The following is a 25244-nucleotide window of genomic DNA, read 5'->3' as shown; positions in this document are numbered from 1 at the left end:
GCCGTTATTGCTGATTAAAGATTGTCGACGTTGACACCGAAGGTGACTGCACCGATGACATTGCCGCTGTCGGGATCCACGACGGGAACGCTGACCTGGCTCTGCAGGGTCTGCGTGCTTTCGTCTTCTTCCAGTTCACTGATGTGAACAGAGCCCTTGCCGGCGGAATAGGTCTCCTGCCATTTGGCCTCATCGCCCTGCCAGTAGTCGGATGTCACGTCGCTCTGGCCGACATTCAAACCCTTGGCATCCATGACGAAGATCTCGGTGAAGAGTCCTCCGCTCGCCTCCTGGACGTCGGCCAGATAGACGGACAGCGGCTTCTCCAGGACTTCGTCGATGAACGGCTGATCGACTGAATCGGCTTCGGCGCGCCACTTGCCGTCCAGTTCGTCGATCTTCGCCTGATCGTAGGAACCGGTGATCTCGTTTTGTGCGTTGACCGCACTGACAACTTCTCCGGCACTGGCGATCTCGGCAATCTGGCCTGCAGCGAGGTTCTTCAACTCGCTCTCGAATTCATTCGCAGCTGCCGCTCCGACAAAGAAGAACGAAATTGCCGCGGTTCGGATCAAATATTTCATGTCTCACTCCCAGGTGTTTCCTCTATGGAAGGCTCACAGGAGTCGATTAAGATTATGTATATACAGATCAACAGGATACTGTTTACAACCAGCACGTGAAAGTAAAATCACTAGATATGTCAATAATTACAATATTAAATCAAGTTTAGAACAGGATTAACTTTACAAATTCGCGCGAGCGGAGAACTCAACGAACTCTCCGCCCGCACAGGATCAATGCAGTTTGCCCGGCAGGCTGAGATCGCCGGAGGCGACATCGAACACATCGGTGACACACAGCAATGGGGCGTGCACGTTCCGATTCACGCGCAAGGCGGACGTAACGCCGTCATATTTCAGGCCTTCGACCTGCCCCTCATCGGCGAAGGCCACATTGATGGTGATTTCCTCGGCCGCCAGAACCGGTGAATAGCCGGGGCTGTCGATATAGATCGGCAGGCCGGGCCAGGTCGCCGGCATTTTCGGCGTGGCCCCGTCCGGAATGTCCCGGACCGAGAGGGCGCCGGGACCACAGGCCTCGTTCGGGGTCAGCACCACCCAGTGGGAATGCCACCGGGCACCATCGTTCTTGAGATCGCCGTCGCCGTCCTCGTCAAACAGCGGTGTGTCATCGAAGTCCGGATGGCTGGTCGCCACCAGCGCCAGGATCCCTTCCCCGCCTTCAAAGCCGACCGTGTCCGGTGCAAGCGAGGTCGGCCAGACATAGGACTGGACGGGTGCCCCCGCGAGGGCGCCCTGCGGTTCCGGCACCGTTTCACCTGCCGTGCCGCTCAGGGTCATGTGGAATGTCACCACCCGTCCCTCGCGGTGCACATGGGCAGCCAGGATATCGAAATTCGGATCGATTTCCGGATTTTCCGCAGACAGGACAGCGCCTTTCTGGTTTTGGGCATGGCCGCCATCCGCCAGGGCGACTGTGGGCAGGACGGTGATCAGAAGACTTCCAAGAATTGACTTCAGCATGGGTGTTCTCCCTGTTTGAGACCAATCTCTATTAGTAGCGAGTCGAAACTATTGCAAGTTTAATTTCGACTCGCTACAAAAGCAGCATGACCGACACCCAGACCATCCGCGACCTGATCGACCGGCTGACGCGCCTCAACGCGTCGGAGGAATGGAACGGGCCGCTGAACCCGTCGCAATTCGCCGCGCTCAGCTATCTGGCGCGCGCCAACCGGTTTTCACGCGCGCCATCCCATGTGGCCGATTTTCTCGCCACCACGCGGGGCACCGCCTCGCAAACGCTGAAGGCGCTTGCCCGCAAGGCGTTCATTGCCGAAGCGCGGTCGGAATCCGACAAGCGCAGCATCCGCTACGACGTCACCAGGGAGGGGCAGGATCTCCTGAAGGAGACCTCGGAGCTGGAAAGTGCCGTGGACACGCTACCGCCGGAGATCACCGAGAGCCTTGCCGCATCGCTGAAGGCGCTTGTGCTGGCCCTGCTGCAACAGCGCGGCGGCCGTTCCTTCGGACTGTGCCGCACCTGCCGGCATCACGAAAGGACCGCCGCGGGTGGTCATTGCCGCCTGCTTGACGTATCCCTCAAGCCGCACGAAGCCTCCCAGCTCTGCCACGAGCACACTCCCGGACAGGAAACAGCCCCATGAGCGAAACAGCCCGCATTCTGGACCTTTATGTCGGTTCTCCCGCGCATCGCTGGGAAGGAAAGGAACCCTCGGCAATCGGCAAGACACGGGTGGACGGTCCTGTCGAGGTCACGCGGACCGGCCTCAAGGGAGACCGGCAGGCCGACACGGCTGTCCACGGCGGGCCGGAAATGGCTCTCCATCACTATCCGTCCGAGCACCACGACCACTGGCGCACCGCCTTCCCGGACCTGGCGGAGATCTACCGGCCCGGCGGTTTCGGCGAGAACCTCTCCTCGGAAGGGTTCACCGAAAAAGACCTGTGCATCGGCGACATTTTCAGCGCCGGCGCCGCGCGCCTGCAGATATCGCAGGGCCGCCAGCCCTGCTGGAAGCTGAACCTGCACACCGGCAATCCGGCCCAGGCGGCCTCCTTCCAGAAAACCGGCAGGACCGGCTGGTATTTCCGCGTGCTGGAGGAAGGCACCCTCCGGGCCGGCGACACCTTGTCCCTTGTCGAGCGTCCCTGTCCGGACTGGAACCTGCGCGAGGTGATCCTGGCCCGGTTCAATCCCCGCCTCGACTCCTCCGTTGCCAAGGCCCTGTCGCAACTGGAGGTCCTCACCGCCTCCTGGCGGGCCGCCTTTGCAAGGAAGGTCGACCCCGATTTCAGGGAAGACCCGTCTGCCAGACTGCAGGGATGAACCTCACTTCGGCTTCAGCGTCAGCGCATTGGAGACAGCAAGGTCCAGCCAGGCATCGAGAGCCTCGTCGCTCGCGTCATCGTCGCCGACAAAGAACAGACCGCTCATCACGCGGCCGCCCTGCACCATGGGCGCCGCGCCCGGCAAAGCGCTTCCCTTGTCGTGGTTGTTCTTGCCGACCCGGAAGATGAACCTGCGCTCGCCCTCCTTGGTGCGGTCTGCGCCGCAGATCATGTGGCCGTTGAGCAGGAAACACATGCCGCCCATCATGCGTTTTTCCGCCAGCCCGGACCTGTTCCCCAGATGGCTGCGCAGACGGTCGTTCAAGTCCTCATCGATTGCCATTGTTTCCTGTGTCCTTCGCCTGCCGGGTCCTGTAATACTTTCCCGGGAAACGGCTACGGTCAACCGAAAGGTTCACCATTTGAGTGCCACGCATATCTCATGTGGCCGTATGCGGACATTGTCGCGGAGTTTGGCCATTTCCCGCTTGCACTTTCGCCGCTGTTTCAGTATACCCCGCACGCGCCTGCACCCCTGGAGGAGGCGCTCATGGACCGATCCCGGACAACTTGACGCTTCTGGCACGGTGGTTCGCCGGTCCGATATCTATACACTCGAAGGAGTTTTGCCATGGCTGCCAGCTATGAGCTGAAGGCGTCGGCACGGGACCGGGTGGGCAAGGGGGCCGCACGGGCACTGCGTCGCGAAGGCCTTCTCCCCGCCGTGATCTACGGCGACAAGAAACCGGCCCTGCCGATCACCATCCCGGTGAAGGAAACCACGCTGACCCTGCACAAGGGCGGCTTCACCGCGCAGATCGGTACCATCGACATCGATGGTGAAAAGCATCAGGTTATCGCCAAGGACTACCAGCTGCACCCGGTGCGCGACGATGTCCTGCACGTTGACTTTCTCCGCGTTGCCAAGGGCTCGACCCTGACCGTCGAAATTCCGGTCCACTTCCTCAACGAGGAAACCTGCCCGGGCCTCAAGAAGGGCGGCGTTCTGAACGTTGTGCGCCACACGGTTGAAATGACCGTTCCGGCCGACAGCATTCCGGAAGCCCTCGAACTGGATCTGGCCGAAGCCGATCTGGGCGACAGCCTGCACGTCTCCCTGATCAAGCTGCCGAAGGGCTGCGAACCGACCATCACCGATCGTGATTTCACCATCGCAACGATCGCTGCACCGGCCGGCCTGAAAGACACCGACGAAGGCGAAGAAGAAGAAGCGACCGAAGAAGGTGGCGAAGAAGCCGCAAGCGAATAAGCTTCACGTCTGCTATAAAAACAAGGGAGGCGGTTGCCGCCTCCCCCGAACTTCAGAGCAGCCGCGTCAGGCTGCTTTTTCGTTTCAGGATCCGGTCTTCAAGGTGAGTCATGAAACTGATCGTCGGCCTCGGAAATCCCGGTGCAAGATACGCAGGCAACCGGCACAATATCGGCTTCATGGCCGTCGATGAGATCCATCGCTGCCATCCGGGCTTCCAGCCATGGCGCGCGCGCTTTCAGGGACAGGTGTCCGAGGGCCGCCTCGGTTCGGAAAAGGTCCTGCTCCTGAAACCCGGCACCTACATGAACGAATCCGGCCGCGCGGTCGGCGAGGCCATGCGCTTCTTCAAGCTGGAGCCGGAGGATATCGTCGTGCTCTATGACGAGCTCGACCTGCCGCCGGCCAAATTCCGCATGAAGAAAGGTGGCGGCCATGGCGGCCACAACGGTCTCAGGTCGATCTCTGCCCATATCGGCGCGGACTACCGGCGCCTGCGCCTCGGCATCGGCCATCCGGGCGACAAGAAGCTGGTGTCCAACTACGTGCTGGGCGACTTCGCCAAGGTGGACCGGGACTGGCTCGAGCCGCTTCTGACCGAGATCGCCGACCAGGCCGGTCTGCTGGCCGAGGGCAAGGACAGCCAGTTCGCCAACAAGCTGACCCTGGCTCTGGAGCCTGAAAAGGCCCAGCGAAAGCAGAAGGCTCCTACGGACAAGACCACCGCCGGCGCACCTGCACAAAAGGCCGCATCAACCAAGCCCAAGGGCCAGAGCCACATCCGCCAGGCCCGTCAGGCGAAGCCCGTCAACGTGCCGAAATCCGGCCCCATGGCCGACATGCTGAAGAGACTCCTTGGCGGCGGCAAGGACTAGGTTGGGGCCTCATTCAGCACAATGCGATTACGATTGATGCGAGCGCTAGTGCGGCGTCCCTGGGTCACGACAGCGGCTGCACATTGATGATCTCCACCCGCCGGTTGCGTCCGCTGTCCGGGTTTGCCGGGTCGACCGGGCGGCTTTCGCCATACCCGACCGGAACCAGGCGGTCCCGCGGGATGCTGTAAAACGCCGCCAGGAACTCGGCCACCATGAAGGCGCGGCGGTTGGAGAGATCCAGATTGTAGGCCGACGTCCCGCGCAGGTCCGTATGGCCGGCGATCTGGAAGCGCATGTTCCTCAGCCGCGGGTCCCTCAGTGCCTCGCCAAGCGCCTGCAGGGTCAGAATGCCGTCATTTGTGAGCGAGGCGCTGTCGAATTCGAAATTGACCGTCAGGTTGATGCGCGGCAGCTCGGCTTCCGGTGGCAGCTGGCCCTGGATATTGATGCCGCGGAACGGATGCGGTTCCGCCTTGCGGAACGAGCGGACCTTCGAACCGCCTCCCTGCGGCAGCAGGGCCCGGATGATCTCCTCGCTGGTGACATTTTGCGCCGCTGCTGGCTGCACAAGCGAAACCACAACGCCAAGTACGGAAGCCAGGGTCAACAGGACGGCAAGGGTTTTTCTCGATAACGGCATGTCGGCGTCCTCACTCGGCCCGGATTGTCAGGTGCAGCACGGCGGCTGAAATCTCGCGTGGCAGACGGGTCCCGTCCGGCCGTTCGGCAAGGCCCGCCCTCAGGGCGGTCAGGAAATAGCGGTCGTTGGCAATGCCGCTGCCCTCTTCCGCGCTGACCGGCATGGTGAACTGGCCACCGCCTTCGCCTTCCAGCGCCTCCAGCTGGGACACCGGACTGTGGGCCGCGATCACCACAATGGCCTCGGCCCCGGCCGGTGGTTGTACCGTGAAGGTCTGGCGGCCCTGACGGCCGTCGCCATAGACAAAACTCTCGCCGAATGGCACCTGCCGGCGGACCGGACCGCGCCGCGGCAGCAGATTGACCACGGTGCCGTCCGCCTGCAGGTAGACGATATAGAGGAACGAGGCGAAGTCTGGCGCCGTCACCTCGAAAGCCAGCGAGTCGCCATAGGCCAGGTCGGCACTGCCACCAAGGAGGCGGATGCGCGGCCTGGAGGGTTCGGCCAGCGGCCGGTCCAGCGTCTTGAGCACCTCGCAGACCGGCCAGGGTCGGACATTGACCTTCCGGATCTGCTCTTCCGGAAATTCCGAACGCAGCTTGAGAAGGGCCGCCTGGCTGCTGACGAATCCACTGACCAGGGGCAAGCCGTCCGGCGTGTCCTCGCTGACATAGAGACTGCTGCAGGCGTCACCCCTGAACGCCACCTGGTTGTCACGGTCCGTGCGGGTGATCCCGGGAACCGGTCGCGGCGGATCGATCCTTGTGCGCATCACCGACGCATTGCGCAGATCGGCCCGTGCCGCGTCATAGCTGATCCAGCCATACCCGTCTCCGGCCCAATAGGGCCCCCAGGAATTCTGCACCAGGAAAGCCTGGCGGCGTTCGTCATAGCCGACCAGCACCATCTGGTGACCGCCGGCCGCGCCCCCATTCGGCCCATGCGAGCCCCGGTAGATCTCGCCGGCCTTCAGATACTGCAACGTGACCCCGTCGGGCGTACGCGCCGAGGGCACCACCGCCATCATCCGGAAGCCGGCCGCGACCGGATGCCCCTTGGCAAGCTGCTGCTTGATGGCATCCAGGTCCCGGTTGCTGACGGGCCGCCTGTCGCGCTCGACGACGTAGATGAACTGGAAATCGCGAATGCGGAACCGGTCCGGAGGCGCCGATGGCCGCTCCACCCGTTCCGAGCACATGGCAATATCCGGTATGGCGTCGAGATCGGGCGCGCCCTGCCCCTTGAAATAGGACAAGGCGTAAAAGGCATGACTGCCCGCGTTTTCACAGGTTTCACCCTTGTCGCGGATCTGGGAATGGAGAAAGGCCGGGCTCGGTGTGAAGGCGCGGCTGCCAGGCGAGACATTGTTCTCAAGGGCGGCGTAATAGCCGCGGATGGCATAGCCGATGGCATAGGAAACACAACTGCCGTGAATCTGCAGCAAAGGTGGCGGCATCATGGGCGACAGGTCGATGGCGTCGGGTATGTAGGCCCGGGTCACCTCCGCCCGGCCGACAGTGTCGAGCAGGGCCGGATCGATGGACGTGTCGCCGTAGAGCCCGGTCAGCGATCCCGGATCGAAGGACTGTGCCCGGGCTCCTCTTTCGAGGAGACCCTGGCCAAGGCAGACCATGAGCACGAGGGCGACGGCCGACCGGAACCTCCGGACGCCGGACTTCCTGAGACTGGAAACCATCCCGTTTCAATTCCCAATACAAATCGCCCAAAACACCGGCGCGAGTATAGCCGATCCCGGATCGGAGGAAAGCGTTCATCCGGTTTCATTGCGCCTGGCCCGCGCCCCGGCGGTTCTGTCCCGGCAATCTGTTGCCGTTGCATGCGCCTCAACCCCGCGCAAAGCCTTGACCTGTCCGTTGCGCTCGGGCATGAAGCGCGGCAACAGTTTCAGACCAACCGAAAGCGAACTCCCATGGGTTTCCAGTGCGGCATTGTCGGACTGCCGAATGTCGGCAAGTCCACGCTCTTCAACGCGCTCACCAAGACCGCAGCCGCCCAGGCTGCCAACTATCCCTTCTGCACCATCGAGCCGAACACCGGCGAGGTAGCCGTCCCCGATCCGCGCCTTTACGCCATCCGCGAAGTCGCCGGATCCAAGGAAGTCATCCCGACCCGCATCACATTCGTGGACATTGCCGGCCTGGTGCGCGGCGCGTCCAAGGGCGAAGGTCTCGGCAACCAGTTCCTGGCCAATATCCGCGAAGTCGACGCCATCGCCCATGTGCTGCGCTGCTTCGAGGATGACGACATCACCCATGTCGACGGCGCCATCGACCCGATTGCCGACGCGGAGACGGTCGAGACCGAGCTGATGGTCGCGGACATGGAAAGCCTGGAGCGGCGCATCGCGCCCCTGAAGAAGAAGGCGACCGGTGGCGACAAGGAAGCCAAGGCGGTCCTGCCGATCATGGAAGCGGCGCTGGCCCTCCTCCAGGACGGCAAGCCGGCACGCATGCTCGAAACCTCGGACGCGGAAGAGGCCAGGATCCTGAAGGGCCTGAACCTTCTGACCGCAAAGCCGGTCCTCTATGTCTGCAATGTCGACGAAGCGTCCGCGGCCGAGGGCAATGCCCTGTCTGAAAAAGTGGCAGCCAAGGCGAAAGAGGAAGGTGCGATCGCCGTCGTGATCTCCGCGGCCATCGAGGCGGAAATCTCCCAGCTCGACAAGGAAGAACAGGAAGAATTCCTGGAAACGATCGGCCTGGAAGAGCCCGGCCTCGACCGCATGATCCGTGCCGGCTACGACCTGCTCGGCCTGATCACCTATTTCACCGCCGGACCGAAGGAAACCCGCGCCTGGACCATCACCGAGGGCACCAAGGCGCCGGGAGCGGCCGGCGTGATCCATACGGATTTCGAACGCGGCTTCATCCGCGCGCAGACGATTGCCTATGACGACTATGTCGGCCTTGGCGGCGAAAGCGCCGCGAAGGAAGCCGGCAAGGCCCGTGACGAAGGCAAGGAATACATCGTCAAGGACGGCGACGTGCTCCTGTTCAAGTTCAACACCTGACCTGATCGGCCGCACGCGGGTTCACCCCGCGTGCGGCCGGGCGCATTGCTGGATTTGCCCCGAACGCTTCCGCCCTGCCACTGAAACGGAAGCTAAACACATGTTCCCTAAATTCCTCGGACAGAGGAACTGGACGTCCGGGGGAGAAGTATCATGGGGTCGGCCGCTGACAACAAAATCCGCAAGATCGTTGCGGGCACCGTCGGGAACACGCTCGAGTGGTACGACTTTGCCGTCTATGGCTATCTCGCCCCGATCATAGCGCACCAGTTCTTCCCCAGCAGCAGTCCTACTGTCAGCCTGATCAGCACCTTCGGCGTGTTTGCCGCCGGGTTCCTGATGCGTCCCATTGGCAGTCTCCTGCTTGGTCATGTCGCCGACAGGCTCGGGCGCAGCAGGGCGCTGCTGATTTCCGTCGCCCTGATGGCCATTCCCACGACGCTGATCGCCTTCCTGCCGACCTACGACCAGATCGGTATTCTGGCGCCGCTCGCCCTCACGCTGCTCCGGCTTTTGCAGGGCCTGTCCGTCGGTGGCGAATACACCGGATCCTCGGTCTATCTCTATGAAATCTCGCCCCGGGACCGGCGGTGTTTCGTCGTCTCCTGGGCGTTGGTCGGGGCCGTTTTCGGCGTATTGCTCGGCTCGGGTGTTGCGGCCCTCGCCACCAGTCTCCTGCCCGCCGACGATCTCGGCAGCTGGGGCTGGCGCATCCCCTTCGGTTTCGGCCTGCTGGTCGGCCTGACCGGTTTCCTGATCCGCAGCAGCACCAAGGGCGACGACACCGACCTGCCGCCCTCGCCGCATGATCCGGTGAGCGTTCCCGTCGGCGAAGTGCTGCGCAACCACCGGCCCGCGCTTTTCAGAACCATCGCCTGCAACATCCTGAACGGCGTCGGCTTCTACCTGACCTTCGTTTACCTGACGTCCTACCTGGTGGCTTACGTCCACCTGAGCGAAAGCCGGGCGCTCACCATCAACACCAGCGTCATGGTGATCTTCATGCTGATGCTGCCCGTGGTCGGCTACCTGGCGGACAAGACCAGCCGAAAGGCCCTGATGCTGATCGGTTCGGGCGGCGTCACCCTGTTCGGCCTGCCGCTCTTCTGGCTGATCCATCACGAAAACCCGGTGATGATTATCCTGGGCCAGCTTGGCCTGGCCGCCGTCCTGTCGTGTTTCTTCGCCCCCCTGATGGCGACCATGATCTCCCAGTTCCCGCGCTCCGTGCGGGTGACCGGCTATTCCCTCGGCTACAACATTCCGCTGGCCCTGTTCGGCGGCACGGCGCCCCTTGTCGCCACCTTCCTGATCGAGAAATCGCACCTGCAGCTTGCCCCCGCCTTCTACCTGGTCGCCGCCGGGATCCTGACATTCGTCGTGGTCTGGACCATGCCCGACACCGACGGTTACGATGACTGACCAAGGCCCAGTGGGGAAAGCGACAGATGAAGACCATTCTGCTGACCGGTTTCGAAGCCTTCGGCACGACGCCGGTCAATCCGGCCGAACAGGTTGCCAGGCGCCTCGACGGTGAAAGCATCGCCGGCGCCGTAATCGTCTCGCGCATCGTTCCGAACACGTTTTTCGTCTGCATCGACGCGGTCCGGGACGCATTGCGGGACACGGGCGCCGATGCCGTTGTCATGCTGGGCGAATTCGGTGGCCGGGCGACCGTCTCCGTCGAACGTTTCGCGTTCAATTTCAACGACAGCACCCGATACGGCCTGAAAGACAATGCCGGCGTTGCCCTCCAGGGCGAACCGACCGTGCCGGGCGGTCCGCTCGCCTATCAGAGCACCCTGCCCGTCCGTGCCATGGTCACGGCCATGCGCGAAGGCGGCGTTCCGGCGGACATATCGGACGCGCCTGGTACCTTCTGCTGCAACCATCTCTTTTACGGCGTCCTGCATCACCTGGCCGGGTCCGGCCAGCCGGTCCCCGCGGGCTGGATCCACCTGCCCCACCTTCCCGAGGTCGCCGCGCTGGAGCACAATCTCGGCGCGCCGAGCATGTCGGTGGCGACCGCGGCAAAGGGTCTGCGCCTGGCACTCACCGCGCTCGTGAACCATCCGCAGGACAGCAACGCCCCGGTTTCCGGACGGCTCCAGGTCTAGGATGCATTCCGGGCAGCAAGTCCCTCGACAGCCCGAGGGGGAACGCTCTAAAAGCGTGACCTCGCCAATTCAAGAAGGTGCCGCCGCCATGCAGACCGTCATTCCGGCTCCCCAACCCGTCATCCTGCCCGTAAACAAGAGCCAAACGGGCTTTCCCGTCCGCAGGGTCTATTGCGTCGGGCGCAACTATGCCGCCCACGCTGTCGAGATGGGCCATGATCCCGACCGCGAGGCGCCGTTCTTTTTCCAGAAGAACCCGGACAACCTGGACCCCTCAGGGACCTTCCCCTATCCGCCCATGACCGGCGACGTCCACCACGAGATCGAGCTCGCGGTGTTTTTGAAATCCGGAGGGAGCAACATCGCGGTCGAGAACGCCCTGGACCGTGTCTATGGCTTTGCCGTCTCCCTCGACATGACCCGCCGCGACCTGCAGGCGGAAGCGAAAAAGGCCGGACGCCCCTGGGAAGCCGCGAAAGCCTTCGAACGCTCCGCACCGATCGGCCCGGTCGTTGCGGCCGCCGGTTGCGGCTTTCTCAGCGAAGGCCGGATCGCGCTTTCCGTCAATGGCGACACCCGCCAGGAAGGCGATCTCAACCAGATGATCTGGAAGGTGCCGGAAGTCATTTCGAAACTGTCCGAGCTGTTCCGGCTCGATGCCGGCGACGTCATTCTGACCGGCACACCGTCCGGAGTCGGACCGGTCATGCGCGGAGACAGGCTCGAGGCGACGGTGGAGGGATTACCGGGGCTGGTCGTCAGCGTGGTCTAGCCACCAGGAGGCCGGCGAAGGCGCCTGTGCAATCGCCGGCCTTGAGATTGAACCTGTCTCATGGTCAGGTGGCACAACCAGCCCCTGCACCGGAGCCTGCCAACCGTGACGTTCGACCAAACCGCTTTGTTCCTGCTTTTCGGCGCCGTCTTCGCGCTTCTGGTCTGGGGCCGGATCCGCTTCGACCTCGTTGCTTTCGGCGCGCTGATTCTCGGGGCCCTGCTCGGGCTTGTGCCGTCCGATCAGATCTTTTCCGGCTTCGGGCACTCGGCCGTCATCATCATCGCGCTCGTACTGATCGTCTCCCGGGGGTTGATGAATTCCGGCGCGGTGGAACTGGTGGCGGCGCGTCTGCTGTCCGCATCCAACGGCCTTGCGCGGCATGTCGGCCTGATGTCGGTCGTCGGCGCCGGCCTTTCGGGCATCATCAACAACGTCGCCGCCCTCGCCCTCCTGATGCCGCTTGACCTGGAGGCCGCCAGGAAAGCGGGCCGGTCTCCCGGCCTGTCCCTGATGCCCCTGTCCTTCGCAACGATCCTGGGCGGCATGATCACCCTGATCGGCACGCCCCCCAACATCGTGATCGCGGAATACCGCTCGGATGCCCTCGGCAGCCCCTTCACCATGTTCGACTTCGCGCCCGTCGGCCTGGTGGTCGCGGTCTGCGGCATCGCCTTCGTCACGCTGATCGGCTGGCGCCTGCTGCCCGGTCATTTCCGCCAGAAGCCGGCAGAGGACGGTTTCGCGGAGAGCCTCTATTCGGCGGAACTGAAGCTCGGCGACATCCCCGAGGACAAGCCGATGACGGTCGGAGATCTCTATCCGGTTGCCGAGGAGAAGGATGTCGCGATCATCGGCCTGATCCGCAACGGCCGCCGGATCCGAGGCTTTGCCCGGCGCGAGCCCCTGAAGAGTGGCGACTACCTGTTTGTCGAGGGCGACCCGAAGGCGATTGAAGCCTTCATGGGCACCGCCAAGCTGGAATTCGCCGGCTCCGAACGGCACAAGGGCGGCATCACCGGCAACGCGCTGACCCTGACCGAAGCGATCGCGCCCGACAGCGCCCGCATCGTCGGCCAGTCCGCCTTCCAGACCCGGCTGCTCTACGGCCAGGGCGTCACGCTGCTGGGCATTTCCCGCCAGGGCCGCCGCATCCAGAAGCGTGTCCGCCACGAGATCATTCGCGCCGGCGACGTGCTCCTGCTGCTCGGCACGCCGGACCGGCTGGAAAGCGCCAGCAACTGGCTCGGCGTACTGCCACTGGAAGGCCGCAGCACCGGTGTGATCCAGCGCAACAAGGCCTGGCTCGCGATTGCCGGTTTCGTGCTCGCCATTGCCGCCGCCGTCACGGGTTTCGCCTATCTGCCGGTCGCGCTTGCAGCCTGCGTGGTCTTTTATGCCGCCAGCGGTCTTGTCAGCGGCACGGAAGTCTACCAGTCGGTGGAATGGAAGGTGATCGTGCTGCTCGGCTCGCTGATCCCTCTCGGCCAGGCCTTCGAGCAGGCCGGCAACGCCCAGCTGATCGCGGACGGCATCACCACGCTGACCGCCGGAGCGCCGGCCTGGGTCACGCTTTCCGTCCTGATGATCGTCACCATGACCCTGTCCGACTTTTTGAACAACGTCGCGACCTGCCTGATCGCGGCGCCGATATCCGTCCAGATCGCCAATTCGCTCGGTGTCAACCCGGATCCGTTCCTGATGGGGGTTGCCGTGGCCGCCTCCTGCGCCTTCCTGACGCCGATCGGACACAAGAACAACACCATCATCATGGGCCCGGGCGGATACCGCTTCGGTGACTATTGGCGGATCGGCCTGCCCCTGGAGATCCTGGTGCTGGCCGTCGCCATTCCCGCGATCCTGGTATTCTGGCCGCTTTGACCTGAAAACCTGCGGGTCAGGCGGCCCTGTCCGCGCCCAGCCCCGCACACAGTTCGGCGACAAGCTCATCGACCTGCCTCTCGGCCTGTGCAATCGAGGCCTTCAGGCGTTCGTCCGCGAATTCGTCGAACTCGACGGCAATGGACCGGACATCGGTCACGCCGATATAGGCAAAGGGCGTTTTGACACCCCGTTCCACATGGTTCTGCGCCTCGAGCCGCTCCCCGGGGCCGTAACCGAAATCGCCGCGCGAGGACAGCAGCACCAGTGTCTTTCCCGCCGGCACCATGGGCCAGTACGGGGCGCCGGGCCGGCTCCTGTCGAAGCCGAAGGTCCGGCCCACGCGAACGACATTGTCGATATAGGCCTTGAACTGCGCCGGAGCGCCGAAATTATACATCGGCACGCCCGCCACGATGATATCCGCCGAGAGGAGTTCGTCGACCAGCCGGTCGCTCTCCGCGAGCACCTCGTGCATCCATGGCTCGCGATCTTCCTGCCTTGTGAAGGCGGCGTGGATCCACTTGCCGGTGACGGGCGCGGGACTGTTCGCTCCAACATCCCTGTAGATCACGTTGTCCGAAGGCCGACCGGCGCTCCAGGTATTTATGAACCGGCGCGTCAGCCGCCGGCTGTGCGAACCGAACCGGTGTTCGTCCGAGCCGCCGGTTCGGGCACTGGAATCGATGTGCAGCAATGTGGCCATGAAGTATCTCCTTCTGTTTCGCACGGGAAATCGAATAATCTGAACTCATCTGTTACTCGGCAGATGTTGTTGCGCCTCTTCGAGATAGTGGCTAGTTTCAGACGAGGCAAAATCGAATTCCTCAGCCTTTAAATGAATGAGATTCATCTATGGCCGCTCTTCCGCCGCTTGCCGCGCTACGCGCCTTCGAAGCTGCCGCCCGTCATTTGAGCTTCAAGCACGCAGCTGCGGAACTTGGTGTCACGCCAACGGCGGTGAGCCATCAGATCAGGCTGCTGGAGGAAACGGTCGGCACCAGGCTGTTCGTCAGGAAACCGCGCCAGGTCCGGCTGACCGAAGCGGGCAACAGGCTGTTCCCGGTGTTCCACGATGCCTTTTCCGCCATGTCGGATGTTCTCGGCGAAGTCCGGCGAAATGTTGCCCGCCAAGCCGTTACGGTGTCGACAACGACGGCCTTTGCAACGGGATGGCTGGTGCCGAGAACCCTTGGCTTCAACCTGATCCATCCGGACATCACATTGCGCATCCAGCCGGACGAAACGGTCGTGGACCTGCATTCCGGTGCAGCCGATTGCGCGATCCGCTACGGAGGGGCCCCGTTTCCCAGCCTGATCTGCGAGCATCTGACAGAAGACCGGTTCCTGCCGGTCTGCAGCCCGAAACTTGATGTCCGCACGCCGGAAGACCTGAAACGCCAGACCCTGCTTCATTCCGTCTGGCACAAGCAGGACGCGTTCACACCGTCATGGCAGAAATGGTGCCTGCGCGCCGGCCTTGACGGTGTCGATACGACTGCAGGCACTGTCCTGACCACCGACAGTCATGTTATCCAGTCGGCAATTGCCGGCCAGGGCGTGGCGCTGCTGGGCACAGTCCTCGTGCAGGAAGCGCTCGAAAATGGCCTGCTGACGCAACCGTTCGGTCCGGAGCTGGAAGGCAATGCCTACTACTTTGTCTATCCGGCCCAAAGGGCGAAGGATATGAAGATCCAGGCCATCCGCGAATGGCTGTTTGCGGAAATGCCCCCAACCGCCGGCACCTGACCACCCCGGCAACGGCCTGCATTCACCTATTGAGACACAGGGACAAGTTCATGACCACTCCGAAGAGACTTCTGTTCACCGGCGGCTCCGGCAAGGCCGGCAAGCATGTCGTGCCCTACCTGCTGGACCGTGGCCACCGGGTGGTCAATGTCGATCTGACCCCGCTCGATCATCCGGGTGTCGACAACCTGACCGCCGATATCACGTCCTCGGGCGAGATGTTCAACGTGATGACCAGCTACGCCAATTTCGACGAGCTGGAACCCGGAACAGGCGTGCCCGCCTTCGATGCCGTAGTCCATTTTGCCGCCGTGCCGCGGATCCTGATCCATCCGGACAACGAGACTTTCGAGGTCAATGCCGTCGGCACCTACAACGTTATCGAGGCGGCGGTGAAACTGGGCATCCGCAAGATCATCATCGCCTCGTCGGAAACCACCTATGGCGTGTGTTTCGCCGACGGTGTCGTCGATCCGAAGGTGCTGCCGGTCGAAGAGGATTACGATGTCGATCCGATGGACAGCTACGGTCTGTCGAAGGTCGTCAACGAACAGACCGCCCGCGCCTTCCAGCGGCGCTCGGGCTTCGACATCTACGCGCTCCGGATCGGCAATGTCATCGAGCCGCACGAGTATGACCGCTTCCCGGACTTTTTCGCCAATCCCGCTCAGCGCCGCAGGAACATCTTCTGTTACATCGACGCCCGGGACCTTGGCCAGATCGTCGATCTTTGCCTTGCAAGGGACGGGCTCGGCTACCAGGTCTTCAATGCCGGCAACGACACCAATTCCGTCGACATTCCCAACGAGGAGATCCTGAAACGGTTCTTTCCGAACGTGCCGCTCTCCCGGGACCTTGGCGAACACGAGGCGCTTTTCTCCAATCGCAAGATCCGCGAGGTCCTGGGCTTCAAGGAGGAACATGACTGGCGCAAATACGTGAAGGTCTGAAACTGGCAACGGACGGAAGCCGGGGAACAATTAAATTTACTTCCGCCTTCGCTGAGACTAGGGTCAGGACTCATTAATTGATTGAAATGGCGCAACAAACGGCGATGAGCTGCGAGGAAAAGCGCGAAAAGCGGGCTTCCTGCCCGGTTGAGCGGTTTGACGCAGCAGATCGAAGCCGTTTTTGCGTCCCTACGGGATAGGGTGAATTTGCCCGGCAACGTCGTTGCAAATCTTTGAAAACCGGACGGTTTCCTGCAGATTTGCGCCTCGTATCCGAACAAATTCATCCCTACCATTTCATTCAATGAGTGAGTCCTGACCCTAGCTTCTGGGCGCTCAGTAACTGTCTGGGCAGTGGTCTGCCTTGGGGGAGAGATGATGAACGTTCTGAAGTCGGCCGCCATCGGCCTCATTGTTTTCACGACCGGCACCGCCGCGCTCGCACAGGGAACCGGTTCGCAAGGGTTCTTCCAGATCTACAACAATACCGAAAACAACATCGTGGTCGGCTTCTACACCAATGACGGCAGCGGCTGGTCCGACAACTGGTTGTCCGACATTCTCGAGCCCGGAGAGAACGCTACCGCGGAATTCACGGCCGATACCGGCAATTGTGAACAGACATTCCAGGTCGGCTGGCTCGGCGAAGACGACAGTGAAGTGCTCGACGATCCCATCGACATCGACATCTGCGCGGCCAGCAACGTCTACATGGACGACAACGAGATCTACTACGACTGACCGTCGCCCACACAATTTGCCCCGGAAACGTGGACGCACCCCTTTTCCAACCCCGTTCATTCACCATCCGGTTTCATGTCCGACCTCATCCACTTCGAAGATCTTGCGCCCGGCCAGGAATATGACCTGGGCGCGCTCACCGTTACCAAAGACGACATCATCGAGTTCGCGGAGGAATTCGATCCGCAGCCATTCCATCTGGACGAAGCGGCCGGCAAGGCCTCGATCCTGGGCGGCCTCGCCGCATCGGGCTGGCACACCGCCTCTCTGGTGATGCGCCTGCTGGCAACGGGTTTTCTGAACAAGACGGCGGGCCGCGGCTCGCCGGGTATAAACGAGCTTCAATGGAAACGTCCGGTGTTTCCCGGCGACACGCTGACGGCGAAAGCAGAAGTGCTGGAGACGAAGGCGATGCGCTCGAAGCCGGATCTCGGCATCGCATCCGTGCGCGTCACCGCCACAAACCAGCATGGCGTGGAGGTGCTCAAATGGGAAAACCCGATCCTGTTCGCCAGGCGGGAGGCTGCACCATGACAGCGTTTTTCGAGGACATCGAGATCGGTGACACGCTGGAGCTCGGCGACCACACCTTCACGCGCGAAGACATCATCCGCTTTGCCGGGAAATATGATCCGCAGCCGTTCCATCTCAGCGAGGAAGCCGCTGCCAAGACCCACTTCGGCCGTCTGTGCGCGTCCGGGTGGCACACGGCATCGATCTTCATGAAGCTCTGGGTTGCCGCCCACAAGGCGGTCCATGACGCCGCGCTCGCGGAAGGCCGGACACCTGCCCGCCTCGGACCGTCTCCAGGGTTCAAGGACCTGAAATGGATCAAGCCCGTCTATGTCGGCGACCGCCTCAGCTACCGCCGCGTGGTCACCGGCAAGACCGAGAGCCGCAGCCGCCCCGACTGGGGCCTCGTCCATTCCGACATGCTTGCCGTCAACCAGGACGGCAAGCTGGTGTTCTCCTTCAAGGGCACGGTGTTCGTGGAAAGGAAGCGTCAGGCGGGATCCGGAGCGGACTGACGCGTGACCGCCGCACGGACCGGATAGAAACCCGAAGGTGGCGGCGGCACTTGAAACAACAGGAAAACGGCCACCGCAATCAGCAGCCGCTCCACACCGCGGCGTTTTCGAACAGGATAGAACGCGGTCAGCAGTCCGGCTGCGTCGGACGCCTGCGAGGCCGGAACCTGGAGGGCCACCCCGCCCCAGGCGATCATCTTGTCCCACGAAACGGACGCAATGGCGTCACCCCGTGTCCCAATCTGGAGACCGGCCGCCCTCAGCATCGAGACGGCGAGCGTCCACTCCAGCGGACCATAGGCCCGGCCGACAGTGACAAGATCGTTGCCGGGCGCTGCCCCGTGTTCCTGTCGCTCGTCCTCACCCATCCGCCTCTTGCCCTTGCCACCGATGGTCGATGGCAAGGTGGTTCTCCCTGCCATACTTCCTTTCAAGTGGCCGAATGCTATTCCGGCTTGTGCCCATGAACAAGCATGGTCATGCCCGGGATCATCGGTTCCACCGCGATATTGGTGAACCCGGCGGCTTCCATCAGGCCGGCAACATAGGAACTCGTGATCGAGCGGGCTTCCGGGTTGAAGGCGGTATGCTGCAATTGCCAGAGCGCGGCCAGTTTCGGCCCTTCGCGATTCTCGTCCACCATGAAGTCATGCACCATGAAATCGCCGCCCGGGGTCAGCACCTCGAAGGCCTTGCGCACCAGTCCGGGGATGGACGTGCCCGGCACGCCGGAAAACAGGTAGGACATCAGCACAGCGTCCGCGCTGTCCGGCCAGGGATCCTTCAGGGCGTTGCCCGGCTTGTAGGAAATCCGGCTCTCGAGTTCTTCCTCGGCGATGAATTCCTCGCCCACCCTGGCGACATTCGGAAAGTCCAGGATGGTCGAACGCAGGCCGGGATAGGCCTTGCACAGCGAGATCGAGAACGCGCCGGTGCCGCCGCCGACATCGAGTAGGGTCTTCGCCGCAGACAGGTCGACCAGTTTGGCCAGCCCCCGTCCCGGCCCGAGCGAGCCGGAATGCTGCGAACGTGAATAGAGCCGCGCTTCCTTCGGGTCGCTGAACCAGTCCTCGTAGGAGGCCACCTGGTCCTTGTCGAGCGTGTCCGTCAGGGCCTCGTTGAGCTGCGTCAGGAACGGATACATCTGCTTGTCGATCTGGAAGCGCAGATAGTCGCCGAAGTCATACTTGCGGCCCTTGACCAGAAAGGCCTCGGCGGCCGCCGAATTGGTGAAGCCGTCGCCTTCCTTGCGCACCAGCCCGAGGCTGGTCAGGGCGGTCAGAAGCGTTGTTGCCCGATCGACATCGAGGTCGCTTTGCTTGGCAACTTCTGCCGGAGACAAGGTCTTTTCTGAAAGAACGGAAAACAAATCGACATGAAGTGCAGAAAAAAGGGCCTTGGACCCCATGAAACCGAAAGCAATGTCAGAAATTTCCTCAGCCGTTTCCAGAGACTTGGCTTCGGTCATAAATTATCCTCCTAAAGTATTCTGAGCAACAAATGCACAGGAATTTCCCGATTTGGGAAATGTTCTTGGGAGTGATCAATTATAACTATTGTGCGACGCAATGCAAATAGGCGAAAGGCTTACAAACGCTTCCCTGTGGGCAATCAAAGGCAAGCGGGTGCCACAAAAACAACCTCATCCTGAGGAGCGCGTTTGCGCACGTCTCGAAGGATCGGTCGCGTGTTCCCGCTCCAGTGGCCGATCCTTCGAGACGGGCCTTTGGCCCTCCTCAGGATGAGGTCAGTGGGTAGAGCAAGTCAGCGGTTTGATGAAGCAATCCGCAACAGGTGACCTCAAAGACTGCGGGAAAACAGCACTTCGTCGCGGATCTCGATACCGTAGTCGCCGCGCAGCGGGATCTCCGGCTTCTTTTCCCGTTCCGCGTCGATCACGCCTTGCGCGATCCGCTCCAGGCGGAAGCCGCGGCGCTGGTAAAAGCGAAAGGCGTCGAGATTGTCGTTGGAGGTCCTCACCGTCAGCCGGCCGATGCCACTCGCACGGGCGTCGTCGACAACGGCGTTGAGCAACAAGGTTCCGGTACCACCCCAGCGGTTGAGAGAATCGAGCGTGAGGATTTCCCACTCGTGCTCACGCTTGATCAGGGTGACGAGGCCGACCAGCTCGCTGCCCTCGTAGGCAACAAAACCCGGCAGGCTCGACGCATCGATGGTCTCGCCGTCGAGCAGCATTTCCGGACCGGCCCAACGCTCTGCCAGGAGCTGATAGACGGCATCCTTGTCGTCCTCGGTTATCCGGCGTGTGACGATGCTCATGATTTGCCCTCATCGATGAAGTAGGCGGGATGCCAGCGGCGTCCGCGCCTGCCAACGCGCCCGCTCAAGTTCCGGGTCGACATGTTCTTCTTCCGGATAGCCGACGCATAGATAAGCCACGAGCCGCCATCCTGCGTCAACCTGCAGGATCCGCGTGACCTTTTCAGGATCCAGGATCGACACCCATCCGACCCCGACGCCCTCCGCCCGGGCCGCAAGCCAGAATGTGTGGATCATGCTGACGGTGGAATAGGCCAGCGTCTCGGGCATGGTCATGCGCCCGAGACCATGGCCCTGTTCCGGATCCTCGTCGCTGAAAACGGCCAGATGCACGGGCGCTTCCTTCAGCCCCGCCAGCTTGAGCTGGCGGTACAAAAGAGCCTTGTCGCTGTCGTAGGTCCGGGCGGCGGCTTCGTTCTCGGCCTCGAAGGTCGACACGATCTCGGAGCGTTTACCGGCGCTCTCGACCTTCACGATCCGCCAGGGCTGGCTGTTGCCGACCGAGGGGGCCAGGTCGGCCAGCTCCAGCAGATGGTCCAGCATGCCCTCGGGCAGTTTTTCTTCCCTGAAGCGGCGGACATCCCGCCGCCATTTCAGCAATGTCTCGAAATCGGTCCGGAATCTCTCGGAAAAATCCGGTTTTCCGGCGCCCTCCCCGGCTCCTCCCGTCATGGCGGATCAGTGTCCCGGAAACTCGACCAGCGTGCGCACCGGCACGTTGAGAGCTTCCAGTTTCTTCCGCCCTCCGAGGTCCGGCAGGTCGACGATGAAAACGGCGGCTTCGATATTGGCGCCCATGGATCTCAGCAACTTGCAGGCGGCCTCGGCGGTGCCGCCGGTCGCGATCAGGTCGTCGACCAGGATGACGCTGTCGCCGGGACGTATCGCATCCTTGTGCATTTCCATCTCGTCGAGACCGTATTCCAGGGAATAGGCGATGCGCACGGTTTCGTGCGGCAGCTTGCCCTTCTTGCGGATCGGCACGAAACCGGCCGACAGCTGATGCGCGACTGCACCGCCCAGAATGAAGCCGCGCGCCTCGATCCCAGCAATCTGGTCGACCTTGGATCCCGCCCAGGGCTGCACAAGCGCGTCGACCGCCCGGCGGAAGGAGCGTGCATTGCCCAGAAGGGTCGTGATGTCCCGAAACAGGATGCCGTCTTTCGGATAATCCTTGATCGTGCGAATGGAGCTGATCAATTCATCCTGGATCGTCTGTTCGGTCATCACTTTTCTTTCTATTTGAAGCATTCCACCTTCGGCCCCGGCCGGAGGTTATACCAAGTTTCCTCAAGCGGTCGAAGCCTATTCAAACTGTCGGAGAAGGTTACTCCCGGTTCAGTACCCGCCCGGCCACCGCATCGAGCCTTGCAACCAGCACCGGGTCGAACTTGTCCGGCGCGGTCAGGAACGCGAACTCGAGCGCCGTGTCCGAGCCGGCCGGACAGGACTGGTAGTCCTTGGGCAGGTCGCGTGCCACGCGTGCGACGAGCCGCTGCGCGTTTTCGGCATTCTCGTGCAGCACCTTGATGATCGCCTGGATGTCGACCTCGCCGTGGTCCGGATGCCAGCTGTCATAGTCCGTGACCATGGCAACGGTCGCGTAGCAGATCTCTGCCTCGCGGGCGAGCTTGGCTTCCGGCATGTTGGTCATGCCGATCACGTCGCAGCCCCAGGACCGGTAAAGCCGGCTTTCGGCCAGGGAGGAGAATTGGGGGCCTTCCATCGCCAGATAGGTACCGCCCTTTGCATAGGCGAGGCCTTCGGCTTCGGCGGCAGCGGCAACAGCGTCCACCAGCTTCGGGCTGACGGGGGTCGCCATGGACACATGGGCGACGCAGCCGGTCCCGAAAAAGCTCTTCTCGCGGGCGATGGTGCGGTCGATGAACTGGTCCACCAGCACGAAGGTTCCCGGCGCGTGTTCTTCCTTCAGCGAACCGCAGGCAGACACCGACAGGAGATCGGTCACGCCGCAGCGCTTCATCACGTCGATGTTGGCGCGATAGTTGATCGTGGTCGGCGAATAGACGTGGCCACGGCCGTGCCGCGGCAGGAAAACGATCTTCAGGCCGTTGATGGTGCCGGTGCGCACCTGGTCGGACGGCGTGCCCCAGGGGCTCTCGACGGTGATCCACTCGGCATTTTCCAACCCGGGAAGGTCGTAGATGCCGGACCCGCCGATAACGCCCAAAACTGCTTCTGCCATGTCCGCTCCCAATCGTCTGAACAGCCTGCCGCGTCATCCCATGTTCGGATCGGCGCAGGCAAGGTTTATTTCAACTGATCCGCAATCGCGTCAAGACCGGCCCGGGCACATTGGGCCTCGTTTTCACTGCCACCTCCTCCGGCCACGCCGATAGCCCCGAGCAGCTCTCCGGCCCCCGTAACAATGGGGAGCCCCCCGCCAAGCGGCACCACCCCCGGCATGGCGGCAAGCGCGGCGCCGCCGCCCCCCGCGGCAAGCTGCTCCAGCTCAGACGTCGGCAGGTTGAAGGAGGCAGCCGTCCAGGCCTTGCGCCTTGCTGCCTCGCCGACATGTGCACCGCCCATGTTGTTGCGCAGGGTGACCTGTTCGACGCCAAAACGATCGACCACGGAGGCCCCGGCCTGGTATCCGGCCTCGTTGCAGACCTCCACGGCGCGCAACGCCGCGCGCATGGCAAGCTGAAGATCCAGAACCTCGACCGCATGCGTTGCAGCCGATTGGGAATGGACGGGTGCGGGAAGAAGAACTAGTGCCAGAAATATGAGGGCACGGCGCATTGCATCACCTCGGAAAAGAAAAAGCCGCCGGAACAACCGGCGGCTTTCATCATGCACTGTAACGGCGATCAATCAATGCTCAACATTGCGCCAAAGTTTCTTCTTGGTGAAGTAGAGCAAGCCTGCGAAGACGATCAGGAAGACCATGACGCGGAAGCCGATCTTCTTGCGCTCTTCCAGGTGCGGCTCGGCGGCCCACATCATGAACGCGGCAACGTCCTTGGCATACTGGTCAACCGTCATCGGCGTACCGTCGGTATATTCTACAGCTTCATCAAAGAGGGGTGGCGGCATACCGATCGGACCACCGGTCAGGTGCTCATGCGCACATTCTTCAGCCGTAACCGACCCGCCGAGGAAAGCCGGGTTGTAGTTGCCGGAAAAGTCTTCGCCGAGGCAAGCCGGATTTTCTTCCGGATAGCTGGTCAGAAGCGTGTAGATGTAGTCAGGACCATTCTCCTGGTACTGGGTGAAGGCGTCGAACACGAACCACGGGAAGCCGCGATGTGCTGCGCGCGCCTTGGCCAGCAGGGAGAAGTCCGGCGGATAGGCGCCGCCATTGGATGCGCGCGCTGCCTGCTCGTTCGCGAACGGCGGCGGGAACTTGTCCGCCAGGATGGCAGCTCGCTCATACATTTCGCCATCCTCATCCGGTCCGTCGATAACGGTATATTCGGATGCGATCTGCTTGGCCTGCTCTTCAGTGAAGCTCGGCCCGCCTTCTTCGGCCAGGTTGCGGAAGGCAACCAGGCGAAGACCGTGACAGCTCTGGCAAGAGTTTTGGTAAACCTTGAAGCCGCGCTGCAGCTGGCCGCGGTCATAGAAGCCGAACGGACCCGAGAAGGACCACTGCTGGCGATCGATATGCGGAGCCTCGCCGGCAGCCAGGGCCGGGGTCGCGACAGCGACAAGCGCCACCGCAGCGAAGTTACGAACCATTTTGATCATGGTGCTCATTGTCTCAATTAACTCCTGATCCGGGTCGCGTTACTTCGTTTCCGGTGCGGCAGCCGCACCGACCGGTTTGCCGGAACCACCCTTCAGCACCGCCTCGGAGATCGATGCCGGCAGCGGCTTCGGCTTCTCGAGGAAACCGAGCATCGGCAGGATGATCAGGAAGTGTGCAAAATAGTAGACCGTGAAGATCCGGGACAAGATGACGTAGATACCTTCCGCCGGCATCGCGCCGAGATAGCCGAGCGCTACGCAGACCAGAGCGAAGATCCAGAAGAACTGCTTGAACAGCGGGCGGTAGGTGCCGGAACGGACCTTGGAGGTATCCAGCCAGGGCAGGATGAACAGGACCGCGATGGCGCCGAACATGGCGACAACGCCACCGAGCTTGTCCGGAACCGCACGCAGGATCGCGTAGAACGGCAGGAAGTACCATTCCGGAACGATATGCGCCGGGGTCACCAGCGGGTTGGCCTCGATGTAGTTGTCCGGATGGCCCATGTAGTTGGGCAGGTAGAAGGCGAACCAGGCGAAAGGGATCATGAACACGATGATCGCGAACAGGTCCTTCATCGTGTAGTACGGATGAAACGGTAACGTGTCCTGCTTGGTCTTCGGCTGAACGCCGGTCGGGTTGTTGTTGCCCGTGGTGTGGAACGCCCACACGTGCAGGATGACAACGCCGAAGATCATGAACGGCAGCAGGTAGTGCAGCGAGAAGAACCGGTTCAGGGTCGGGTTGTCGACCGAGAAGCCGCCCCACAGCCAGGTGCGGATCTCTTCACCGACCAGCGGGATCGCCGAGAACAGGTTGGTGATCACCGTCGCGCCCCAGAAGGACATCTGGCCCCACGGCAGCACGTAGCCCATGAAGGCGGTGCCCATCATGATCAGGAAGATAATCACGCCGAGGATCCAGGAAATCTCGCGCGGAGCCTTGTAGGATCCGTAGTAGAGACCGCGGAAAATGTGGATATAGACGGCGATGAAGAACATCGATGCGCCGTTGGAGTGCAGGTAGCGCAGCATCCAGCCGAAGTTCACGTCGCGCATGATGTGCTCGACGCTGTCGAAGGCCGACGCGGTGCTTGCCGTGTAGTGCATCGCCAGAACGATGCCCGTGATAATCTGCGCGATCAGCACGAAAAAGAGGATGCCGCCGAAGGTCCACCAGTAGTTCAGGTTCTTCGGCGTCGGGAAATCAACGAAGGAACCGCGAACGAGCGAAATGACCGGCAGGCGGCTTTCCAGCCACTTTGCCGCAGCGCTCTGCGGTACGTAGTTTGAATGTCCAGCCATGGCTGTCTCCTAAAA

Annotated in this window: 29 protein-coding genes; 14 read left to right on the top strand and 15 right to left on the bottom strand. The window is 62.2% G+C overall.

What is annotated here, in order from left to right; translation table 11 throughout:
* Positions 1-14: 14 nt before the first annotated feature.
* Entirely contained in the window at positions 15-584 is a 570-nt protein-coding gene (locus O6760_RS15495) for a PDC sensor domain-containing protein (protein ID WP_269580616.1), read from the bottom strand.
* A 213-nt stretch (positions 585-797) separates the two neighbouring features.
* Positions 798-1547, bottom strand: a complete 750-nt coding sequence (locus tag O6760_RS15490; protein ID WP_269580615.1) for a hypothetical protein — start codon at positions 1545-1547, stop codon at positions 798-800.
* An 86-nt stretch (positions 1548-1633) separates the two neighbouring features.
* Here O6760_RS15490 and O6760_RS15485 point away from each other — a divergent pair, with 86 nt between their 5' ends.
* Positions 1634-2191, top strand: coding sequence for a MarR family winged helix-turn-helix transcriptional regulator (locus tag O6760_RS15485; RefSeq protein ID WP_269580614.1), 558 nt, complete (start codon positions 1634-1636; stop codon positions 2189-2191).
* Positions 2188-2874, top strand: coding sequence for an MOSC domain-containing protein (locus tag O6760_RS15480; protein WP_269580613.1), 687 nt, complete (start codon positions 2188-2190; stop codon positions 2872-2874). Before O6760_RS15485 ends, O6760_RS15480 begins: the two co-directional genes overlap by 4 nt.
* 3 nt (positions 2875-2877) lie before the next feature.
* Here O6760_RS15480 and O6760_RS15475 read toward each other — a convergent pair whose 3' ends face one another.
* Entirely contained in the window at positions 2878-3219 is a 342-nt protein-coding gene (locus O6760_RS15475; RefSeq protein ID WP_269580612.1) for an RNA methyltransferase, read from the bottom strand.
* A gap of 288 nt (positions 3220-3507) precedes the next feature.
* Here O6760_RS15475 and O6760_RS15470 point away from each other — a divergent pair, with 288 nt between their 5' ends.
* Complete coding sequence (locus O6760_RS15470; RefSeq protein WP_269580611.1) at positions 3508-4146, top strand: 50S ribosomal protein L25/general stress protein Ctc; 639 nt, start codon at positions 3508-3510, stop codon at positions 4144-4146.
* Between the two features lie 110 nt (positions 4147-4256).
* Positions 4257-5021, top strand: a complete 765-nt coding sequence (gene pth, locus O6760_RS15465; RefSeq protein ID WP_269580610.1) for an aminoacyl-tRNA hydrolase — start codon at positions 4257-4259, stop codon at positions 5019-5021.
* Between the two features lie 64 nt (positions 5022-5085).
* Here the strand turns inward: pth and O6760_RS15460 are convergent, their stop codons facing one another.
* Together O6760_RS15460 and O6760_RS15455 are read right to left on the bottom strand one after the other, a co-directional pair.
* Positions 5086-5664: an OmpA family protein gene (locus O6760_RS15460; protein WP_269580609.1), complete on the bottom strand. Its 579-nt coding sequence runs from the start codon at positions 5662-5664 to the stop codon at positions 5086-5088.
* A gap of 10 nt (positions 5665-5674) precedes the next feature.
* A complete protein-coding gene (locus tag O6760_RS15455) occupies positions 5675-7360 on the bottom strand; it encodes a DUF4384 domain-containing protein (protein ID WP_269580608.1) in 1686 nt (561 codons plus the stop codon).
* 234 nt (positions 7361-7594) lie between these two features.
* Between O6760_RS15455 and ychF the strand changes: the two genes are divergently transcribed.
* From ychF to O6760_RS15430, 5 genes are all read left to right on the top strand, one after another.
* Entirely contained in the window at positions 7595-8695 is a 1101-nt protein-coding gene (gene ychF, locus O6760_RS15450) for a redox-regulated ATPase YchF (protein WP_269586286.1), read from the top strand.
* A 153-nt stretch (positions 8696-8848) separates the two neighbouring features.
* Positions 8849-10117, top strand: a complete 1269-nt coding sequence (locus O6760_RS15445; RefSeq protein WP_269580607.1) for an MFS transporter — start codon at positions 8849-8851, stop codon at positions 10115-10117.
* Between the two features lie 26 nt (positions 10118-10143).
* Complete coding sequence (gene pcp / locus O6760_RS15440) at positions 10144-10812, top strand: pyroglutamyl-peptidase I (RefSeq protein ID WP_269580606.1); 669 nt, start codon at positions 10144-10146, stop codon at positions 10810-10812.
* An 88-nt stretch (positions 10813-10900) separates the two neighbouring features.
* Positions 10901-11584 carry a fumarylacetoacetate hydrolase family protein gene (locus tag O6760_RS15435; RefSeq protein WP_269586285.1) on the top strand — a complete coding sequence of 228 codons (684 nt, stop codon included), beginning with the start codon at positions 10901-10903 and terminating at the stop codon, positions 11582-11584.
* Between the two features lie 105 nt (positions 11585-11689).
* Positions 11690-13465 carry an SLC13 family permease gene (locus O6760_RS15430; RefSeq protein ID WP_269580605.1) on the top strand — a complete coding sequence of 592 codons (1776 nt, stop codon included), beginning with the start codon at positions 11690-11692 and terminating at the stop codon, positions 13463-13465.
* A gap of 16 nt (positions 13466-13481) precedes the next feature.
* On the opposite strand, the gene O6760_RS15425 is transcribed toward O6760_RS15430, so the two are convergent.
* A complete protein-coding gene (locus O6760_RS15425) occupies positions 13482-14171 on the bottom strand; it encodes an FMN-dependent NADH-azoreductase (protein ID WP_269580604.1) in 690 nt (229 codons plus the stop codon).
* Positions 14172-14320: 149 nt separating this feature from the next.
* Between O6760_RS15425 and O6760_RS15420 the strand changes: the two genes are divergently transcribed.
* The 5 genes from O6760_RS15420 (at position 14321) to O6760_RS15400 (ending at position 17933) form a co-directional block, all read left to right on the top strand.
* Positions 14321-15214 (top strand): LysR substrate-binding domain-containing protein, encoded by an 894-nt coding sequence (locus tag O6760_RS15420; RefSeq protein WP_269580603.1) that lies wholly within the window; start codon positions 14321-14323, stop codon positions 15212-15214.
* Between the two features lie 50 nt (positions 15215-15264).
* A complete protein-coding gene (locus O6760_RS15415) occupies positions 15265-16164 on the top strand; it encodes an NAD-dependent epimerase/dehydratase family protein (RefSeq protein WP_269580602.1) in 900 nt (299 codons plus the stop codon).
* Between the two features lie 375 nt (positions 16165-16539).
* Positions 16540-16905 carry a hypothetical protein gene (locus tag O6760_RS15410; RefSeq protein WP_269580601.1) on the top strand — a complete coding sequence of 122 codons (366 nt, stop codon included), beginning with the start codon at positions 16540-16542 and terminating at the stop codon, positions 16903-16905.
* A 75-nt stretch (positions 16906-16980) separates the two neighbouring features.
* Positions 16981-17439 carry a MaoC family dehydratase gene (locus O6760_RS15405; RefSeq protein WP_269580600.1) on the top strand — a complete coding sequence of 153 codons (459 nt, stop codon included), beginning with the start codon at positions 16981-16983 and terminating at the stop codon, positions 17437-17439.
* Positions 17436-17933 carry a MaoC family dehydratase gene (locus O6760_RS15400; RefSeq protein WP_269580599.1) on the top strand — a complete coding sequence of 166 codons (498 nt, stop codon included), beginning with the start codon at positions 17436-17438 and terminating at the stop codon, positions 17931-17933. Before O6760_RS15405 ends, O6760_RS15400 begins: the two co-directional genes overlap by 4 nt.
* Here the strand turns inward: O6760_RS15400 and O6760_RS15395 are convergent.
* From O6760_RS15395 to O6760_RS15355, 9 genes are all read right to left on the bottom strand, one after another.
* Complete coding sequence (locus O6760_RS15395) at positions 17909-18355, bottom strand: hypothetical protein (RefSeq protein WP_269580598.1); 447 nt, start codon at positions 18353-18355, stop codon at positions 17909-17911. The genes O6760_RS15400 and O6760_RS15395 overlap by 25 nt on opposite strands.
* Before the next feature lie 23 nt (positions 18356-18378).
* Entirely contained in the window at positions 18379-19401 is a 1023-nt protein-coding gene (locus O6760_RS15390; RefSeq protein WP_269580597.1) for a methyltransferase, read from the bottom strand.
* A gap of 332 nt (positions 19402-19733) precedes the next feature.
* Positions 19734-20213 carry a GNAT family N-acetyltransferase gene (locus tag O6760_RS15385; protein ID WP_269580596.1) on the bottom strand — a complete coding sequence of 160 codons (480 nt, stop codon included), beginning with the start codon at positions 20211-20213 and terminating at the stop codon, positions 19734-19736.
* A 9-nt stretch (positions 20214-20222) separates the two neighbouring features.
* Positions 20223-20885: a 5,6-dimethylbenzimidazole synthase gene (gene bluB / locus O6760_RS15380; protein WP_269580595.1), complete on the bottom strand. Its 663-nt coding sequence runs from the start codon at positions 20883-20885 to the stop codon at positions 20223-20225.
* A 6-nt stretch (positions 20886-20891) separates the two neighbouring features.
* Complete coding sequence (locus O6760_RS15375; protein ID WP_269580594.1) at positions 20892-21440, bottom strand: adenine phosphoribosyltransferase; 549 nt, start codon at positions 21438-21440, stop codon at positions 20892-20894.
* Positions 21441-21540: 100 nt separating this feature from the next.
* Positions 21541-22419: an S-methyl-5'-thioadenosine phosphorylase gene (locus O6760_RS15370; protein WP_269580593.1), complete on the bottom strand. Its 879-nt coding sequence runs from the start codon at positions 22417-22419 to the stop codon at positions 21541-21543.
* Positions 22420-22484: 65 nt separating this feature from the next.
* A complete protein-coding gene (locus O6760_RS15365; RefSeq protein ID WP_269580592.1) occupies positions 22485-22976 on the bottom strand; it encodes a GlcG/HbpS family heme-binding protein in 492 nt (163 codons plus the stop codon).
* A gap of 72 nt (positions 22977-23048) precedes the next feature.
* On the bottom strand, positions 23049-23933 hold the full coding sequence (locus O6760_RS15360; RefSeq protein WP_269580591.1) for a cytochrome c1: 885 nt from the start codon (positions 23931-23933) through the stop codon (positions 23049-23051).
* Between the two features lie 30 nt (positions 23934-23963).
* Entirely contained in the window at positions 23964-25229 is a 1266-nt protein-coding gene (locus O6760_RS15355; protein WP_269580590.1) for a cytochrome b, read from the bottom strand.
* Positions 25230-25244: the final 15 nt, after the last annotated feature.

The organism is Roseibium sp. Sym1 (genome assembly GCF_027359675.1).
Classification (GTDB): Bacteria; Pseudomonadota; Alphaproteobacteria; order Rhizobiales; family Stappiaceae; genus Roseibium.
Note: the sequence above shows the minus strand (reverse complement) of the source record. Positions and strands in the feature narration are given on the sequence as shown.